Here is a 17,240-nt window from a genome sequence, read left to right as displayed (position 1 = left end):
CATCGCTGCCAGCCTGGATCCGGGCCAAGGGATCACGCCGAAAGGCAAAAGCGCGGTTGTAGCTCAGTTGGTTAGAGTACCGGCCTGTCACGCCGGGGGTCGCGGGTTCGAGCCCCGTCAACCGCGCCACTTTCTTTTCATCGACAAGAAGATCGACAAGACGATAGCTGGCAGCGCCCCGTCCCGGGCGGCTTTCGCGCGGGCGTTTTCGGGCTTTGGCGGCCTGTCTTGCTGCGCCGCCAGAGCCGTTTTCTGTGGGGCTTACCCGGTCAGCGCATCGAGGATACGGGCCCAGGAACGAATGCCCTTGTGAAAGCTTTCAAGGTCGTATTTCTCGTTCGGCGAATGGATCTGGTCGTCATCCTTGGCAAAGCCGATCAGCATCGCGTCGACGCCGAGAATATCCTTGAAATAGCCGGCGATCGGGATCGAGCCGCCGCAGCCGGCATAGGCCGCGGGCTGTGGCCATTCATCGGAAAGCGCCTTGCGCGCCTTTTCGAACGCCGGGTTCCCGGTCGACATCTGCGAGGCGGGAGAGCCCTTTTCGCTGCGGTAGGTCACGCTGAACCCCTCGGGCAGATTGCTTTCGAGATAGCTGCGGAAGGCTTTGCGGATCCGGTCCGGATCCTGCTGGCCGACCAGCCGGAACGACAGTTTGGCCGAGGCCTGGCTGGGCAGGACGGTCTTGAACCCGTCGCCGGTATAGCCGCCCCAGATGCCATTCACGTCGCAGGTCGGGCGCGACCAGATCTGTTCCAGCGGGCTGCGGTCCTGTTCGCCGGCCGCCGCCTTCAGGCCGACATCGCCGAGAAAGCGCGCATGGTCGAAATTCAGCCCCTGCCACTGGTCGCGGATCTCGTCGGGCAGTTCTGGCACATCGTCATAGAAGCCGGGCAGGGTGACGGCGCCGTTGTCGTCATGCAGCCCGGCCAGAATTCGCGTCAGCACCCGGATCGGGTTCATGGCGATGCCGCCGTACATGCCCGAATGCAGATCGCGGTCGGGGCCGGTGATGGTGAAATCCTCGCCCAGCAGGCCGCGCAGCTGGGTGATGATCGCCGGCACCCGGCTTTCGAACAGGCCGGTATCGCAGATCAGGGCGATGTCGCTTCTGAGTTCGTCGGCATTGTCGCGCATGAAGGGCACCAGCGAGGGCGAGCCCGATTCCTCTTCGCCTTCGAAAAAGAAGGTGATCCGGCAGGGCAGGGCGCCATGTTCCGCTTTCCAGGCGCGGCAGGCCTCGACAAAGGTCATCAGCTGGCCCTTGTCGTCCGAGGCGCCGCGCGCCCGGATCACCCGGCCGGCCCCCGTGTCCTCGAGGGCCGCATCGAAGGGATCGCGATCCCACAGCTCGACGGGATCGACGGGCTGCACGTCGTAATGGCCATAGAACAGCAGATGCGGCCCGTCGCCCTCGACATGGCCGACGACCATCGGATGGCCGGGGGTGGGGCGTTTTTGCGCTTTGACGCCAAGGCTTTGCAGATCATCGACCAGCCAGTCGGCGGCCCGCTCGCAGTCGGCCTTGTAGGCCGGATCGGTCGAAATCGAGGGGATTCTCAATAGCGCGATCAGCCGCTCGGTGGCGGCATCAAGGTCGGCGTCGATGCGCGCCAATACGTTGTCGAGAGACATGCGGTACTCTTCCGTTGATTCAAGAGGGTTGTGAATTTGTCGGGCCAAGCCTAGCAGCCCGTGATATGCTGTCCAGACGCTTGACCTCGGTCAAGGAGTGGCGGGCGGCAATATGTAACTTGTGTGCCAAAGGTGCGCGTTTTATATCCATTCATGTTTTGAAGGATTACGAGCCGGAAACGCGCATCCTCTCGGCTCGTGATTGGACTGCGGAGGAATTCCAGTGGACTACAATGCTCAGCTAGATGCAGCCATCCAGCGATTGCACGACGAGGGCCGGTACCGGACCTTCATCGACATCGAACGCGAGCAGGGCAATTTCCCGCATGCCGTCTGGAACAAGCCCGACGGCACCAAACAGCCGGTCACCGTCTGGTGCGGCAACGACTATCTCGGCATGGGCCAGCATCCGGTGGTGATGAGCGCCATGCACGAAGCCATCGAGGCCACCGGCGCCGGCTCGGGCGGCACCCGCAACATCTCGGGCACCACCGCCTATCACAAGCGGCTCGAGGCCGAACTGGCCGACCTGCACGGCAAGGAAAGCGCGCTGCTCTTCACCTCGGCCTATATCGCCAATGACGCCACGCTTTCGACCCTGCCGAAGCTTTTCCCGGGGCTGATCATCTATTCGGATGAGCTGAACCACGCCTCGATGATCGAGGGTGTGCGCCGCAACGGCGGTGCCAAGCGCGTCTTCCGTCATAACGACGTGGCCCACCTGCGCGAGCTGCTCGAGGCCGACGATCCGGCGACGCCCAAGCTGATCGCCTTTGAATCGGTCTATTCGATGGACGGCGATTTCGGCCCCATCGAAGCGATCTGCGATCTGGCCGACGAATTCGGCGCCCTGACCTATATCGACGAGGTGCACGCGGTCGGCATGTACGGCCCGCGCGGCGGCGGCGTCACCGAACGCGACCGGCTGGCGCATCGCATCGACATCATCAATGGCACCCTGGCCAAGGCCTATGGCGTCATGGGTGGCTATATCGCCGCCAGCCACAAGATGTGCGACGCGATCCGCTCCTATGCGCCGGGCTTCATCTTCACCACCTCGCTGCCGCCGGCCGTCGCTGCCGGTGCCGCCGCCTCGGTGCGCCATCTGAAAACCGATCAGGACCGCCGCGATCAACATCAGACCCAGGCCAAGATCCTCAAGCTGCGGCTCAAGGGGCTGGGCCTGCCGATCATCGACCACGGCAGCCATATCGTGCCGGTGATGGTGGGCGATCCGGTGCACACCAAGGCGCTTTCTGACATGCTGCTCAACCAGTTCGGCATCTACGTGCAGCCGATCAACTTCCCCACCGTGCCGCGCGGCACCGAACGGCTGCGCTTCACCCCGTCGCCGGTGCACGGCCCGGACGAGATGGACAGGCTGGTTCGCGCTCTGGATGAGTTGTGGTCGCAATGTGCGCTGAATCGTGCCGAACTCGCCGGGTAAGCCCCTCTGCAAGTGCAATAATTCTTGCGCTGTGTTACATTAGCACCAACAAAGGGCCCGATCCGAATCGGGGACGGTAACGGATCGGCATTTTAGTGGGGCGAATGGCATGATCGGGCGCAAGCGGCAGCGCATACCTGAGGAGACCGAGGCGGGCCCTAAGGGGTTCGACGACTACGACCTGCGCCTTGGCGACATGATGCGCGGCGAGCGGGCCACGCTGGGAAAATCGCTTCTGGACGTACAGCGCGAGCTGCGGATCAAGGCCTCCTACATCTCGGCCATCGAGAACTGCGACCCCTCGGCCTTCGAGACCCCGGGCTTCATCGCCGGATATGTGCGCTCTTATGCGCGCTACCTCGGCATGGACCCCGAGACCGCCTTTGCGCATTTCTGCCGCGAAAGCGGCTTTGCCACGGCGCATGGCATGTCGGCCGAAGCCTCGACCATCCGCAAGGCCGATGCCCGCAAGGCGGCCCCGGCCGATGCCGATCCTTTCGAGAAAAAGGTGATGGCCTTCGCGCCCGAGCGTGAAAGCATCCTGACCCGGATCGAACCGCAGGCCATCGGCTCATCGCTGGTGCTGGTGGCGCTGATCGCCGCCATCGGCTATGGCGGCTGGTCGGTGCTCAACGAGATCCAGCGCGTGCAGCTGGCGCCGGTGGATCAGACCCCGGTCGTGGCCTCGGATCTCGACCCGCTGAAAGACGCCGGCGCGCTGTCGGGCGAACGGCTCGCGGCTGCCTATGCGCCGGCCGAGACGCTCGACCGTCTCTACCGGCCGCAGGCGCTGGACGTGCCGGTCATGCAGTCGCGCGACGCGCCGATCGCGACGCTGGACCCGTCCTCGCTGGGTCTGTTCACCCCCGACCGCCCCTTTGTCACCGCCGAGGTCCAGTCCGATCCGGCGGCGCGTTCGCAGATGCCGCAGGTGGTGGACCAGAACAGCCACGAGGTGGTGCTGATGGCGGTGCGCCCGGCCTGGGTGCGGGTGCGGGCGGCGGATGGCTCGATCCTGCTCGAGAAGATCCTCGGCGCCGGCGAGGAATTCACCCTGCCGCCGACCGAAGAGCCCCCGGTGCTGACCGCCGGCATGAGCGGCTCGGTCTATTTCAAGCTCAACGGCGCGCTCTATGGCCCGGCCGGCAAGGGCGCCGACCGGATCGGCGACCTGGCGCTGGACCTCGGCACCCTGGAAAAGGCCTATGACCTGGCCGATCTCGGCGGCGACCCGGAACTGGCCCGGATCGTGGCCGAGGCCGACGCGGCGGCGCTCGGCGGCAACTGACCGGCCAATTAATCGCCATTGCCCCCTCGGGGGAACCGGCCTACATAAAGCCCCGAAACCAGACCGGTGAGGGGCTTTTTCATGTCGATGAACCACATCCGCCCGTGGCGCAGCATCGCGCGCCGCAAGTCGCGCCAGATCATGGTCGGCAAGGTGCCGGTGGGGGGCGATGCGCCGATCGCGGTGCAGACCATGACCAATACTGACAGTTCCGACGTCGCGGCGACGCTGGCGCAGGTTCTGGCCGCCGCCGAGGCCGGGGCCGACATCGTCCGGGTCTCGACCCCGGATGCCGCCGCCACCACCGCGCTGCGCGAGATCGTGGCCGAAAGCCCGGTGCCGATCGTCGCCGACATTCATTTCCACTACAAACGCGCCATCGAGGCCGCCGAGGCCGGCGCCGCCTGCCTGCGCATCAACCCCGGCAACATCGGTGACGAAAAGCGGGTCAAAGAGGTGATCCGGGCGGCCAAGGACCACGGCTGTTCGATCCGCATCGGGGTCAATGCCGGCTCGCTTGAAAAACACCTGCTGGAGAAATACGGCGAACCCTGTCCCGACGCGATGGTCGAAAGCGGTCTCGAGCATATCCGCATCCTCGAGGACAATGACTTCCGCGACTACAAGATCAGCGTCAAGGCCTCCGACGTCTTCATGACCGCCGCCGCCTACCAGCAGCTTTCCGAGGTCACCGACGCGCCGATCCACCTCGGCGTCACCGAGGCCGGCGGCTTCGTCAGCGGCACCATCAAATCCGCCATCGGGCTCGGCCAGCTGTTGTGGATGGGCATCGGCGACACGCTGCGCGTCAGCCTCAGCGCCGATCCGGTCGAAGAGGTCAAGGTCGGCTTCGAGATCCTGAAATCGCTGGGCCTGCGCCATCGCGGCGTCAACATCATCTCCTGCCCCTCCTGTGCCCGTCAGGGGTTCGACGTGATCAGGACCGTGGAAGCGCTCGAGACCCGTCTGGCCCATATCCACACGCCGATGTCGCTGTCGATCATCGGCTGCGTCGTCAACGGCCCCGGCGAGGCGCTGATGACCGATGTCGGTTTCACCGGCGGCGGCGCCGGGTCGGGCATGGTCTATCTTGCCGGCAAGCAAAGCCACAAGATGTCCAACGACCGGATGGTCGATCACATCGTGGAGCAGGTCGAAGCCCATGCCGCCCGGATCGAGGCCGGCAAGATCGACAGCCAGCCCGAGGACATCTGACCTTTCTCTTGCCCGGTAGAGCGGATCAGCGGCGGCAGACCCCTGCGGGGCGGCGATGGCGGAACGGGCCCGCGGGGCCCGTGCCTGCGGCGCGAGTATTTGTAAAGAGATGACGAAGGCGCAAGCGCTGAACCGCCGGGCTGAGGCGGCCGGAGGAGGCGTCGTCAGAGCTTGCCGGCGCGCAGGTCGGGCAGGGTCAGATTGGCCACCTGTTCGGCGATCGGGTCGGTCGACAACGGGTGGTGGGTGGTGGCGAAACGCTCGGGGTCGCCGATCGGCTGCCAGGCCTTGCCGAGATAGACCTCGAGCCCCGAGAACCGCGCCTTGTAGCCCATTTTCGGGCTGCCGGGCACCCAGTAGCCGAGGTAGACATAGTCCAGCCCGGCCTCGCGGGCGATGTTGATATGGTCGAGGATCAGATAGGTGCCGAGGCTTTGGCGCAGCAGCGCCGGGTCATAGAAGGAATAGACCATGCTGACCCCGTCCTCGAGCAGGTCGGTGAGCGAGACGCCGCAAAGCCTGCCGCCCTCGCCGTCGAGATATTCCACCACCCGGCTGCGGATCGGGGTTTCCTCGATCATCGCGGCGAATTCGAACACGTCCATATCGGCCATGCCGCCGTCGGCATGGCGACTGTCGAGATAGATGCGGAAGAGGTCGAACTGCTCTTCGGTGGCCCAGGGCGAGGTGATGCGCCGGTGCAGGTGCCGGTTGCGCCGCAGGATGCGTTTCTGGCTTTTCGAGAGGTCGAATTCGGCGACGTTGATCCGTGCCGAGAGACAGGCGGCGCATTCGGTGCAGGAGGGCCGGTAGAGCACGTTCTGCGAGCGCCGAAACCCCTGGTGCGACAGGCTGTTGTTCAGCGCCGCCGCGTGTTCGCCCTGCAAGGCCGTGAACAGTTTCCGCTCCATCCGCCCGTCGAGATAGGGGCAGGGCTGGGGGGCCGTCACGTAGAATTGCGGGGCGAGAGGAAGCGTGTGGCGCATGGGGTCTCATCCGAAGCTCGTCTGAAACGATAACAACGCAAGCGCGACAGGCCAAGGGCGAATATCCCCGGCGTAAACGGCCGGGGCGGGTCGCCGCCGCAGGAGCGGCGCGCCGGACCGTGGCGCGGACGCCCCGGTCAGAAGCGCGCGGCGCGGTTCAGTGCGACGGTGCCCATCAGGTGGTCGGTCAGGCCCTGGGCGCGCCGGCTGCCGAGCATCAGCGCGATCGACAGGATTTGCAGCGGAAAGGCCGAAATCGAGATATGATAGCCGGCCGTGTGGAGAAAGGCGGTGGTGAGGTCAAAGCGGTGTCCGTGGCGGTCGCGGAATTCCACCGCCGCCAAGCGCATGCCCCAGGTCGCCGAGCCGCTGGCAAGGGTGGCCGTGCGGTAGACAAAGCCGGTGACAAGCATCAGCAGCGGGAAGAAGAACAGGCCGGTAAAGGCGGTAAAGGGCAGGATAAGGGCGCTGATGAGCGCCGTGATCACGGTGTCGACCCCCCAGGCGATCAGCCGTTTCAGCGGCACGTCGGCATAGAATTCGGGCTGGCTGTCGGGGTCGGGCAGAAGAAGGTCCATGGCGGCTGTATGGGGCATTTTGCGGCGGCTGTCCAAGACTTGCGGTGGGCGGAACGGAAATGGCCCCGTGGCGGGGCCATTTCGAATGCGTGGCTCAGGCGTCCTTGCCCGGTGCATCACCTTCGGCGGCGGCTGCGGCGGCGGCGCGTTCTTCCATGAACTGGTCGAACTCGGCCTTGTCCTTGGCGTCGCGCAGACGTTCGAGGAAGCTTTCGAAATTGCGCTGTTCGCTTTCAAGGCGCCGCATGGTGTCTTCTCGATAGGCGTCAAAGGCGCTGTTGCCGGTCGGGGTCATGACCGAGATGTTGCGCTTGATACCTTGGCAGCAGGACTTGTTGAACATGGTTTTGCTCCAGCGGTTGGTGTAGGTGATGTAGAAAACGAGGGCCAGGCCGACGGGCCAGAACAGGATGAACCCAAGGACCATGGCGGCGATCCAGGCACCCTTGCCCTTGCTGTCCAGCCAGGCGGTTGTGCGCGAAAACCAACCGGCGGGGCCGGACACGGCAGGGGCGGTGGCATAGGCGGTCATTTTTATCTCCGTAAGTTGCAATGTAAATCGTCTTCACATCACCAAGATCGGCGCCCCCCGGCGGTTTTGCAAGAGGCTATGTGAATGTTTTTTACATTTTCGCGTATCACTCTGACAAAGCGTGAGAAAATATCGAAAGCCAAAGGCATTTCGGGGTCGTTTTCGGAACAGGCACGGCGAGATTCGTCTTTTCTTGCCCCGGCATCTGTGGTTCGGTGCCGGCGACGGGGGCGACAGCAAGGGGCAGTAACCGGGACATGTCGGAGATCTGGGAGGGATTGCGACAGGCGTTTGTGCTGGTGGTGCAACTGGATTCCGATCTGGTGGAGATCACCCTGCGATCGCTTCATGTCACGCTCAGCGCGCTGGCCGTTGCCAGCGCCATCGCGCTGCCGGTCGGCGCGGTGCTGGCGGTGCGCCGGTTCCGCTATCGCCGTTTCGTCATCGCGGTGCTCAACGCGCTGATGGGGCTGCCGCCGGTGGTGGTCGGGCTGGTGGTCTATGTGCTGCTCAGCCGCTCGGGGCCGTTCGGGGTCTTGGGGCTTTTGTTCACGCCGACGGCGATGATCATCGCGCAGGTCATCATCATCGTGCCGCTGATCGCCTCGATCTCGCATCAGGCGCTGCGCGAGTTATGGGCCGAGTATCACGACCTGCTGATTTCCCTCAACACCAGCAAGGTCCAGCGCATGGGCACGCTGTTGTGGGATGGGCGCCGTGCGCTGCTGACCGCGGCGCTGGCCGGCTTCGGGCGCGCCATCGGCGAGGTCGGCGCGATCATGATCGTCGGCGGCAATATCGATCACGCGACGCGGGTCTTGACCACGGCGATCGCGCTCGAGACCGGCAAGGGCGATTTCGCGCTGGCGCTGGGGCTGGGCTTCGTGCTGATCGCCATGGCAATTCTGGTCAATGTCGCCATCCACTGGCTGGGCCAGACCGAACGCGAGGGGCTTTGGTGATGTCCGATCTGCTGCCGCTGACGATGACGCAGGCGATGGTGCGGCGCCGGGGCAAGCTGCTGCTGGGTCCGGTCGACCTGGTGCTTGACGGGGTGGGCACCACCATCGTCATCGGCCCCAACGGTGCCGGCAAGACCACCCTGTTGAAGATGATGCACGGTATCGCGCGCCTGTCGGGGGGCGAGATCCGCTGGGCCTGTTCCCGCGACCGCGCCCGCCGCAAGCAGGCCTTTGTCTTCCAGACGCCGGTGGTGCTGCGGCGCAGTGTCCGCGACAACCTGCTGTACCCGCTGAAACTGATCTCGACCCCGCGCCGCGAGGCAGAGGCCATTGTCGAGACCTGGGCCGGGCGGGTCGGCCTGGGCGATGCGCTGGGGCGCCCGGCGATGGTGCTGTCGGGGGGCGAGCGCCAGAAACTGGCGCTGGCGCGGGCGATGGTGCGCGACCCGGACGTGCTGTTTCTGGACGAGCCCTGTTCGTCGCTCGACGGGCGCGCCACCCGCGAGATCGAAGAGATTCTGGGCGGCGTGTCGAAACTGGGCACCCGCATCGTCATGTCGACCCACGACATGGGCCAGGCAAGGCGCCTGGCCGACGAGGTGATCTTTGTCCTCAACTCGAAAATTCCCGAACACGGGGCGGCGGCCGGGTTTTTCGATGCCCCCGCGACCCGGCAGGCACAAGCATTTCTCAACGGAGACATCGTCGAATGAAACGAATTCTGACCGGGCTGGCCATGGCCCTGGTCTGCGCCGGAACGGCGTGGGCCGACGATCTGAAGATGGCGGTGACCACCTCGTTCCACAATTCCGGACTGTCCGAAGTCCTGTTGCCGGCCATCAAGGAGGATCTGGGGCTCGAGGTGCAGCTTCTGGTGGTCGGCACCGGGCAGGCGCTGAAGCTGGGGGCGGCCGGTGATGTCGACGCCATCCTGGTGCATTCACGCAAGGCCGAAGAGGCCCTTCTGGCTGCCGGCAACGGCACCCATCGCCGCGAGATCATGTATAATGATTTCGTCTTTGTCGGCCCCACCGCCGACGCCGCCGACATCGCCTCGGCCCGGGATGCGCGCGATGCGCTGCAAAGGATCGCGGCGTCGCAGCAGCTCTTTGTCAGCCGTGGTGACGACAGCGGCACCCACAAGAAGGAAATGGGCCTCTGGGCCGCCGCCGGTCTCGACAGCGAGGGGTTCGCCGACTGGTACCGCGCCGTCGGGGCGGGCATGGGGGCGGCGCTCAACACCGCCGCCGGCATGGAGGCCTATATCATGTCGGATCGGGCCAGCTGGCTGAATTTCGGCAACAAGGGCACCCTGGCGCTGCTTTATGCGGGCGATCCGATGCTGTTCAACCAATATGCCTTTCTGCCGGTCAGCCCCGCCAAGCACCCGCATGTCAAACATGCAAGGGTTCTGGACCTCGAAGCCTGGCTGACCTCGGACCGGGCCGAAGCTCTGATCAATGGCTATCGGATCAACGGCGAAACGCTGTTCGTGTTCAACGCCACGGCGCAATAGCAAACAGGCGGGGCGCCGTTCGGCTGCCCCGCCGCCATCACTTCATCATGCCGATGTGGTCGCTGGTGAAGACATAATCCGCTTCTCCGGAATGGCAGGCAATGCAGCCCGCATCGGCGCCCTTGGCGACGCGACCGGCCAGCCGCATCCCCTTGGGATTCTTGTCGAGAGAGCCGTCGGGCAGGTATTTGACCCAGAACCAGTCCTGATTGTCGGCATCATAGCCGCTTTCGCGCCGGAACATCACCGTAACCGCGCCAAGGTGCTTGTCCGGGTCCTGAAGCACCGCGTCGCTGGTGACGCCCTCGGGGCCATAGTTGCGCTTGACCAGCAGGTCGCCGGAATGACCGTCGACGGTGGCGCTGGTATAGAAGGTCTCGAGCATCATGCCGTGAGGCGCGACACCGTCGTAGGGAAAGGCGCGGATCATGCCTTCGCCGACCAGGTTCATCTCATCCATCACGGCCCAGAGGCGGGCGGCATAGGCCGCGTCGTCCTCGGTTCCGAAAGGGGCGTCCTGCGCCCATGCCAATCCGGCGATACCGGTCAGGAAGGCGCCGGCGATCCAATGTTTCTTCATCGTCCTTTTCATGGTCTTTCCTCCTTTGCTGGTCCTTGACCGGATCCTAGACCTTCGGCGCGGGTATCGGTTTCACTTCGGCTCACGATGAATTGCGCCCTCGTGCATATTCGTGACTGGACCAAGAGCCGCGCTGCGCCGAGTCTGGACAGGAAAGGAGTGCGCCATGGCCAAGGGTCCTGTCATTCTTGCTGCCGCCGTGATCGCCGGGGGGATGGCCGCGGGTGCCGCGGCACAGGACGCGGCGCGCGGCGAGCAGGTTTTCCGCAAGTGCAAGAGTTGCCACCAGATCGGCGCCGGGGCCAGGAACCGCACCGGCCCGGTGCTGACCGGGGTGGTCGGGCGGCAGGCCGGCAGTTATCCGGGCTACCGGTACGGCGCCTCGATGCGGGCGGCCGGTGCGGCCGGGCTGGTCTGGAGCGAAGCGCTGTTGATGGACTATCTCGCCGATCCCTCGGGGTTTCTGCGAGACTATCTTGGTGATGACGGTGCCAAGGCACGGATGGGCTTTCGGCTGCGCGATGCGCAGGACCGGCGCGACGTGATTTCCTTTGTGGCCGGGTTCGGCGCGCGCCAGGGGGCTGCCACGCAAGGCGTCACGCCGGGCGCCCAGACCTGCGTCGAGAACGCCACGCCGCACGGCTATTACTTCGTTGCCGAAGCCCCGGACGGCACCCGCAGGGCGGGGCCGCTGGCGCCGGGTGAAAACCTGTGTGCCCGGGGCGGCGCCGCCGGGCAGCGTGCCGTGGTGTCGGTCTTCGAGGATGAAGGCCAGCTCGAGGGCTGTTCACGGCTGCTGCCGGGGGGTGAGACCGAAACCCTGTTCCGATACGTCGATTTCGACCGCTGCGCCTGGTCCGGCAACAGCTGACGCGGCCCTCTGCCGTCAGCTGTGGCCGTCCGCCGTCAGCTGCGGCGCCGGCGGCGGCGGTTTTCGCCCTTGTCGCCACCGGCGTGGAACGAGACCGCGGGCAGGGTGACGATCTGCGCCAGTTCGGGAAAACTCTCGGTGGCATGGGGGATCGCGTTGGCGTTGACGAAATGCTCCTGGAACTTCGGTTCGATGGCGGTTTCCACCTTGACGATCTCGCGCACCGTGCGTTCGATCTCGGCCCGCGCGGCGGAATTGCACAGCGCGATCCGCGCCCCGGTGCCGGCGGCGTTGCCGGCCGAGGTGACCCGATCGAGCGGCACATCGGGGATCATCCCCAGAACCATCGCGTGCTTGCTCGAGATATGGGCACCGAAGGCACCGGCCAGAACCACCCGATCGACCTTGTCGACGCCCATTTCGTCCATCAAGAGACGGGCGCCGGCATATAGCGCCGACTTGGCCAGCTGGATGGCGCGAATGTCGCCCTGGGTCACGGTGATGCGCGGCCCGCCCTCTGCGCTGGCGTCATGGATGACATAGGCAAAGGTGCGCCCCTCGGGGATCGACCGCGCGGTGCCGGTAAGGTCGGGCGAGCCGATCAACCCGCTGGCATCCAGCAGCCCGGCCATGCGCATCTCGGCCACCGCCTCGATGATGCCCGAGCCGCAGATGCCGGTGATGCCGGTGGTGGCCACTGCCTGATCGAAACCGGGCTCGTCGGACCACAGGTCCGAGCCGATGATGCGGAAGCGCGGCTCCTTGCTCACCGGGTCGATCTCGATCCGTTCGATGGCCCCCGGCGCGGCGCGCTGGCCGCTGGAGATCTGCGCCCCTTCAAAGGCCGGCCCGGTGGGCGAGGAACAGGCCAGCACCCGGCTCTTGTTGCCAAGCAGGATCTCGGCATTGGTGCCGACATCGACCACCAGCACCATGTCTTCGGATTTTCCGGGCTCTTCCGACAGGGCGACGGCGGCGGCATCGGCCCCGACGTGGCCGGCGATGCAGGGCAGCACGTAGACCTGCGCGGTCTCGTTCATCGCGGTGAGGTCGAGCTCGCGGGCGCTGAGCGCCAGCGCGTTCGAGGTCGCCAGCGCAAAGGGGGCCTGGCCCAGTTCCACCGGGTCGATGCCCAGCAACAGGTGATGCATCACCGGGTTGCAGACAAAGACGGTCTCGAGAATCTGGAACGGGTGAATCCCGGCTTCGGTGGCGATGGCCTCGGTCAGCCCGTTGATCGCCGTGCGCACGGCGGTGGTCATCTCGGCATCGCCGCCGGGGTTCATCATCGAATAGGACACCCGGCTCATCAGGTCTTCGCCAAAGCGGATCTGCGGGTTCATCACCCCCGACGACGCCTTGACCTCGCCGTTCCTGAGGTCGCACAGATGGGCGGCGATGGTGGTCGATCCAAGGTCGATGGCAAGGCCGTAGATCCGGTCTTCGGTCAGGCCGGGCCAGATTTCGAGCACCCGGTGCGCGCCGCCCCGGTGCGACCGGTGCAGCGCCACCGTCAGCTGCCAGTTGCCCTTGCGCAGGGTCGGCTGCAACCGTTTCAGGATGCCGAGATCGGCGGTGATGGCGTCAATCCCCCACTGCGCGCGCAGCGCCGCCTCGAGCCGCTCGAGATCGCCGGTGGGCTCGTGCATGTCGGGTTCCTGCACCTCGACGAAATAGAGATGCGTCGCCGGGTCCATGATGATCTGGCGCGCCGAGGCCGCCTTGCGCACCACCTGGCGGTGAACCTGGCTTTCGGGCGGCACGTCGATCACCACATCGCCCTGCACCGTGGCCTGGCAACCCAGCCGCCGGCCGTCGATCAGCCCGCGCTTGTCCTTGTAGCGCTGTTCGACGCTGTTCCACGCGCTGAGCGCGTCTTCGGCCACCGTCACCCCATGTTTGGGAAAGGCGCCGAAAGACGGCGTGATCTGGCACTTCGAACAGATGCCGCGGCCGCCGCAGACCGAGTCGAGATCGACCCCAAGCTGGCGGGCGGCGGTAAGGATCGGGGTCCCGGCCGGAAAGTGGCCGCGTTTGCCGGAAGGGGTGAAGATCACAAGGGGATCGCTGCTCATGGAATTGTCCTGTCGGGTTGTCGCGCCGTTGCAGAATACTTCGCTTGTGGCGGAGTGAATTGCAAGGAGCGGCATATGCGGGTCCGGCGGCGTCAGGATCGCCGATTCCTTGCTCCGGGGCCGCGCGGGGCCACCCGTGATCCGGGCGGGCGCCCGGAATGGCGATTTGACCGCCCCGAGACCCGATTTGGGGTTTTAGAACCGGGCGGGGCATGTAATAGGGAAGCGCCAAACGAGGTCATCCCAAGGAGAAGTGTGATGGAGATTCGTGAGGCTCTCACTTTCGACGATGTATTGCTGGTTCCGGCGGCCTCGGCCGTGCTGCCCTCGACGGCGGACACCCGGACCCGCGTGACGCGGTCGATCACCATGAACATCCCGCTCCTGTCCAGCGCCATGGACACGGTGACCGAGGCCCGCATGGCGATTGCCATGGCCCAGGCCGGCGGCATGGGGGTGATCCACAAGAACCTCGATGCCGAGACCCAGGCCCGCGAAGTGCGCCGGGTGAAACGTTTTGAATCCGGCATCGTCTATAATCCGGTGACGCTGACCCGCGACCAGACCATCGCCGATGCCCGGGCGCTGGTGGAACGCTATAATTTCACCGGCTTCCCGGTGGTCGACGCCAAGGGGCGGATCGAGGGCATCGTGACCAACCGCGACATGCGTTTCGCGACCTCGGATGACATGCCGGTCAGCGCGGTGATGACCTCGAACGATCTCGCCATCCTGCATGAACCCGCCGACCTCGAAGAGGCCAAGAGCATGATGCGCGCCCGCCGCATCGAAAAGCTTCTGGTCACCGACGGCAACGGCAAGCTGACCGGGCTCTTGACGCTGAAGGACACCGAGCAGGCGGTGCTGAACCCGACCGCCTGCAAGGACGACCTCGGCCGCCTGCGTGTCGCCGCCGCCAGCTCGGTCGGAGACAGCGGCTTTGCCCGCTCCGAGCTGCTGATCGACGCCGGGGTGGATATCGTCGTCGTCGACACAGCCCATGGCCATTCCGAAGGCGTGATCGAAGCGGTGAAACGCATCAAGGCACAGTCGAACGCGGTGCAGGTGATCGCCGGCAACGTCGCCACCGGCGATGCCACGCGGGCGCTGATCGACGCCGGAGCGGACGCCATCAAGGTGGGGATCGGGCCGGGCTCGATCTGCACCACGCGGATGGTCGCCGGGGTCGGCGTGCCGCAGCTGACCGCGATCAGCGACTGCGCCGCCGCCGCCGGCGACACCCCGGTGATCGCCGATGGCGGCATCAAGTTCTCGGGCGATTTCGCCAAGGCCATCGCCGCCGGGGCGTCCTGCGCCATGGTCGGCTCGATGATCGCCGGCACCGACGAAAGCCCGGGCGAGGTGATCCTCTATCAGGGCCGTTCGTTCAAATCCTATCGCGGCATGGGCTCGCTCGGCGCCATGGCGCGGGGCTCGGCCGACCGCTATTTCCAGAAGGACGCGGCCAGCGACAAGCTGGTGCCCGAGGGTATCGAGGGGCAGGTGCCCTACAAGGGCGCTGCCGGGGCGGTGATCCACCAGCTCGTCGGCGGCCTGCGCGCCGCCATGGGCTATACCGGATGCGCCACCGTCGAAGAGATGCGTCGCAACTGCACCTTCGTGAAGATCACCGGCGCCGGGCTGAAAGAAAGCCACGTCCATGACGTGCAGATCACCCGCGAAAGCCCGAACTACCGGATCGGCTGATGACCCCTGCGGCGCGGGTGCAGGCCGCGATCGGCCTGCTTGACGAGATCTTCGCCGGGGCACCGGCGGAAAAGGCCCTGACCGGCTGGGCGCGCCGGGCGCGCTTTGCCGGCTCCAAGGACCGGGCGGCGGTGCGCGATCACGTCTTCGACGCGCTGCGCCGCAGGGTCTCGGCGCTGCCCGAGGGGGCGGATGAAACCGGCCGCAACCTGATGCTGGGACTGCTGGCCCAGGACGGCGCCGACATCGCCGCCCTGTTCGGCGGCGCCGGCTACGGCCCGCCGGCGCTGGAACCGCAGGAAGGCGCGCTGCTGGCCGATATCGCAGGCCCCGGCGCGCGGCCGGACATCCCGGCGTGGATCGCGCCGCTGCTGCAGGGGGCGCTGGCCGGTGAGATGGCGGCCGTGATCGAGGCCATGCGCCACCGCGCGCCGGTTTTCTTGCGGGTCAACCTTGCCCGGATCACCCGTGACAGCGCCGTCGAGGCGCTTGCGCGCGAAGAAATCTCCACACGGATTTCCACATTGTCCGACAGTGCCCTCGAGGTCGTCGCGGGCGCGCGCCGCATCGCCGCAAGCAGCCCCTATCGCGACGGGTTGGTCGAATTGCAGGACGCTTCGAGCCAGGCGGCGGTCGAGAGCCTGCCATTGGCCGAGGGCATGCGGATTCTCGATTACTGCGCCGGCGGCGGCGGCAAGACCCTGGCGATGGGCGGCCGGGTGCGGGCGGACTTCTTTGCCCATGACGCCCACGCGGCGCGGATGCGCGACCTGCCGGTGCGCGCGGAACGGGCGCGGCTGCGGGTGTCTCTGCTGGAGGCGTTGCAACTCAAGGTCGAGTCGCCCTTTGACCTGGTCTTCTGCGACGTGCCCTGTTCAGGCAGCGGCACCTGGCGGCGGACCCCCGATGCCAAATGGCGGTTCTCACGGCCTGATCTCGACAGTCTTCTTGCCTTGCAGCAGAAGATTGTCCAGCAGGCCGAAGGGCTTGTCTCGCATGACGGAGTGCTGGCCTATGCCACCTGCTCGCTCTTGCGAGAGGAGAACGAGGATCAGGTCGCGCGATTTCTGTCCGAGCGCCCCGACTGGCAGTGCCTGTCGCTCCGCAGATGGTCGCCGGTCGATGGCTGCGACGGCTTTTTCCTGGCGCAATTGACCCGCAAGGCCTAAAGGCGATAGTCTACCTCAGGTAGAGTTGCGTGGTTAATCGGCTGTTAAGCCTTTTCCCACATGTTTCTCCTATCGATTTTCAGGAGGCGGCATTGGCGACAACGGCAACCGATCTTGCGGCAACCCGGTCGCAAACGGCCCTGCGCAGGGTCGCCGACCGTGTGGCGCTGGTCGGGCTGCTGCTGATGCTGCTGCTGGCCGGGGGGCTGCTGGTCGCGGCGCCCGCTGGCGACCCCTGGTCGCAGGGGGCGATCGGGGCTGCCGCACTCTTGGCCGCAGGGGGGGCGGTCTGGTGGGTTATGCGCCGCCGCCGTGCCCGGTCCGCCGGGTTATCCACAGCCCTCGGGGCGATGATCGCGCGTGGCCCCTATTGCCAGGCGCTCAGCAACGGCAGCGGCCGCGTCCTTGGCACCAACCAGCGCCCGGAGAACGAGGGCCGCGCCGTCACGGTGTTTTTCCGCGACGATCTGGGAGAGGCCGACAGGCTCATGCAGAGCCTGCTGCAAAAGGCGCGCGAGAGCGGCGCGGCGGGGGCCGAGCGCATCGTTCAGGGTGGCCGCCTCACCCTGCATGTTGCCCACCTTGGGCGGGATCTTTTTCACTGGCAGATCCAGAAACAGGAGCTTTCCGGCGCGACCGTTGCCGCCAAGGGGGTTCCGCGGCTGCCGATGCTGACCGT

General features: G+C 66.0%; 16 protein-coding genes and 1 tRNA gene. 11 read left to right on the top strand and 6 right to left on the bottom strand.

Going from position 1 to position 17,240, the window contains the following annotated elements; genetic code table 11:
- Positions 1-52: 52 nt before the first annotated feature.
- A tRNA-Asp gene (locus tag ABZD10_RS05260) sits at positions 53-129 on the top strand.
- 132 nt (positions 130-261) lie between these two features.
- Here the strand turns inward: ABZD10_RS05260 and ABZD10_RS05255 are convergent.
- Entirely contained in the window at positions 262-1,635 is a 1,374-nt protein-coding gene (locus ABZD10_RS05255; RefSeq protein ID WP_372885091.1) for a M20/M25/M40 family metallo-hydrolase, read from the bottom strand.
- A 223-nt stretch (positions 1,636-1,858) separates the two neighbouring features.
- Between ABZD10_RS05255 and hemA the strand changes: the two genes are divergently transcribed.
- The 3 genes from hemA (at position 1,859) to ispG (ending at position 5,585) form a co-directional block, all read left to right on the top strand.
- Positions 1,859-3,082, top strand: coding sequence for a 5-aminolevulinate synthase (gene hemA / locus ABZD10_RS05250; protein ID WP_372885090.1), 1,224 nt, complete (start codon positions 1,859-1,861; stop codon positions 3,080-3,082).
- Between the two features lie 109 nt (positions 3,083-3,191).
- A complete protein-coding gene (locus ABZD10_RS05245; RefSeq protein ID WP_372885089.1) occupies positions 3,192-4,370 on the top strand; it encodes a helix-turn-helix domain-containing protein in 1,179 nt (392 codons plus the stop codon).
- An 81-nt stretch (positions 4,371-4,451) separates the two neighbouring features.
- Positions 4,452-5,585 (top strand): flavodoxin-dependent (E)-4-hydroxy-3-methylbut-2-enyl-diphosphate synthase, encoded by a 1,134-nt coding sequence (gene ispG / locus ABZD10_RS05240; RefSeq protein WP_372885088.1) that lies wholly within the window; start codon positions 4,452-4,454, stop codon positions 5,583-5,585.
- A gap of 164 nt (positions 5,586-5,749) precedes the next feature.
- On the opposite strand, the gene ABZD10_RS05235 is transcribed toward ispG, so the two are convergent.
- From ABZD10_RS05235 to ABZD10_RS05225, 3 genes are all read right to left on the bottom strand, one after another.
- A complete protein-coding gene (locus ABZD10_RS05235) occupies positions 5,750-6,571 on the bottom strand; it encodes an arginyltransferase (protein WP_372885087.1) in 822 nt (273 codons plus the stop codon).
- A 137-nt stretch (positions 6,572-6,708) separates the two neighbouring features.
- Positions 6,709-7,167: an RDD family protein gene (locus ABZD10_RS05230; RefSeq protein ID WP_372885086.1), complete on the bottom strand. Its 459-nt coding sequence runs from the start codon at positions 7,165-7,167 to the stop codon at positions 6,709-6,711.
- A gap of 76 nt (positions 7,168-7,243) precedes the next feature.
- The gene (locus ABZD10_RS05225; protein WP_372885085.1) at positions 7,244-7,681 is read right to left on the bottom strand and encodes a DUF2852 domain-containing protein; all 438 of its coding nucleotides are present in this window, start codon (positions 7,679-7,681) and stop codon (positions 7,244-7,246) included.
- 257 nt (positions 7,682-7,938) lie between these two features.
- Between ABZD10_RS05225 and ABZD10_RS05220 the strand changes: the two genes are divergently transcribed.
- Genes ABZD10_RS05220 through ABZD10_RS05210 form a run of 3 tightly spaced genes read left to right on the top strand, consistent with a single transcriptional unit; the run spans position 7,939 to position 10,159 of the window.
- Positions 7,939-8,643, top strand: coding sequence for an ABC transporter permease (locus ABZD10_RS05220; protein WP_372885084.1), 705 nt, complete (start codon positions 7,939-7,941; stop codon positions 8,641-8,643).
- Positions 8,643-9,356, top strand: coding sequence for an ATP-binding cassette domain-containing protein (locus ABZD10_RS05215; protein ID WP_372885083.1), 714 nt, complete (start codon positions 8,643-8,645; stop codon positions 9,354-9,356). The genes ABZD10_RS05220 and ABZD10_RS05215 overlap by 1 nt, the downstream gene beginning before the upstream one ends.
- Positions 9,353-10,159 (top strand): substrate-binding domain-containing protein, encoded by an 807-nt coding sequence (locus tag ABZD10_RS05210; RefSeq protein WP_372885082.1) that lies wholly within the window; start codon positions 9,353-9,355, stop codon positions 10,157-10,159. The genes ABZD10_RS05215 and ABZD10_RS05210 overlap by 4 nt, the downstream gene beginning before the upstream one ends.
- Positions 10,160-10,196: 37 nt before the next feature.
- On the opposite strand, the gene ABZD10_RS05205 is transcribed toward ABZD10_RS05210, so the two are convergent.
- Positions 10,197-10,751: a hypothetical protein gene (locus ABZD10_RS05205; protein ID WP_372885081.1), complete on the bottom strand. Its 555-nt coding sequence runs from the start codon at positions 10,749-10,751 to the stop codon at positions 10,197-10,199.
- 154 nt (positions 10,752-10,905) lie between these two features.
- Here ABZD10_RS05205 and ABZD10_RS05200 point away from each other — a divergent pair, with 154 nt between their 5' ends.
- The gene (locus tag ABZD10_RS05200) at positions 10,906-11,610 is read left to right on the top strand and encodes a cytochrome c family protein (protein ID WP_372885080.1); all 705 of its coding nucleotides are present in this window, start codon (positions 10,906-10,908) and stop codon (positions 11,608-11,610) included.
- Positions 11,611-11,645: 35 nt separating this feature from the next.
- Here the strand turns inward: ABZD10_RS05200 and ABZD10_RS05195 are convergent, their stop codons facing one another.
- Entirely contained in the window at positions 11,646-13,685 is a 2,040-nt protein-coding gene (locus tag ABZD10_RS05195; RefSeq protein WP_372885079.1) for an ASKHA domain-containing protein, read from the bottom strand.
- Between the two features lie 258 nt (positions 13,686-13,943).
- Here ABZD10_RS05195 and guaB point away from each other — a divergent pair, with 258 nt between their 5' ends.
- The 3 genes from guaB to ABZD10_RS05180 form a co-directional block, all read left to right on the top strand.
- Positions 13,944-15,392, top strand: a complete 1,449-nt coding sequence (guaB, locus tag ABZD10_RS05190) for an IMP dehydrogenase (RefSeq protein ID WP_372885078.1) — start codon at positions 13,944-13,946, stop codon at positions 15,390-15,392.
- The gene (locus ABZD10_RS05185) at positions 15,392-16,561 is read left to right on the top strand and encodes an RsmB/NOP family class I SAM-dependent RNA methyltransferase (protein WP_372885077.1); all 1,170 of its coding nucleotides are present in this window, start codon (positions 15,392-15,394) and stop codon (positions 16,559-16,561) included. The genes guaB and ABZD10_RS05185 overlap by 1 nt, the downstream gene beginning before the upstream one ends.
- A 92-nt stretch (positions 16,562-16,653) precedes the next feature.
- Positions 16,654-17,240: hypothetical protein (locus ABZD10_RS05180; RefSeq protein WP_372885076.1), on the top strand; the 587-nt coding region annotated here is incomplete at its 3' end.

Source organism: Shimia sp., from assembly GCF_041624275.1.
In the GTDB taxonomy this organism is placed as follows: Bacteria; Pseudomonadota; Alphaproteobacteria; order Rhodobacterales; family Rhodobacteraceae; genus Shimia.
The sequence above is the reverse complement of the archived record's forward strand: the minus strand, read 5'-3'. Positions and strand labels throughout refer to the sequence as shown.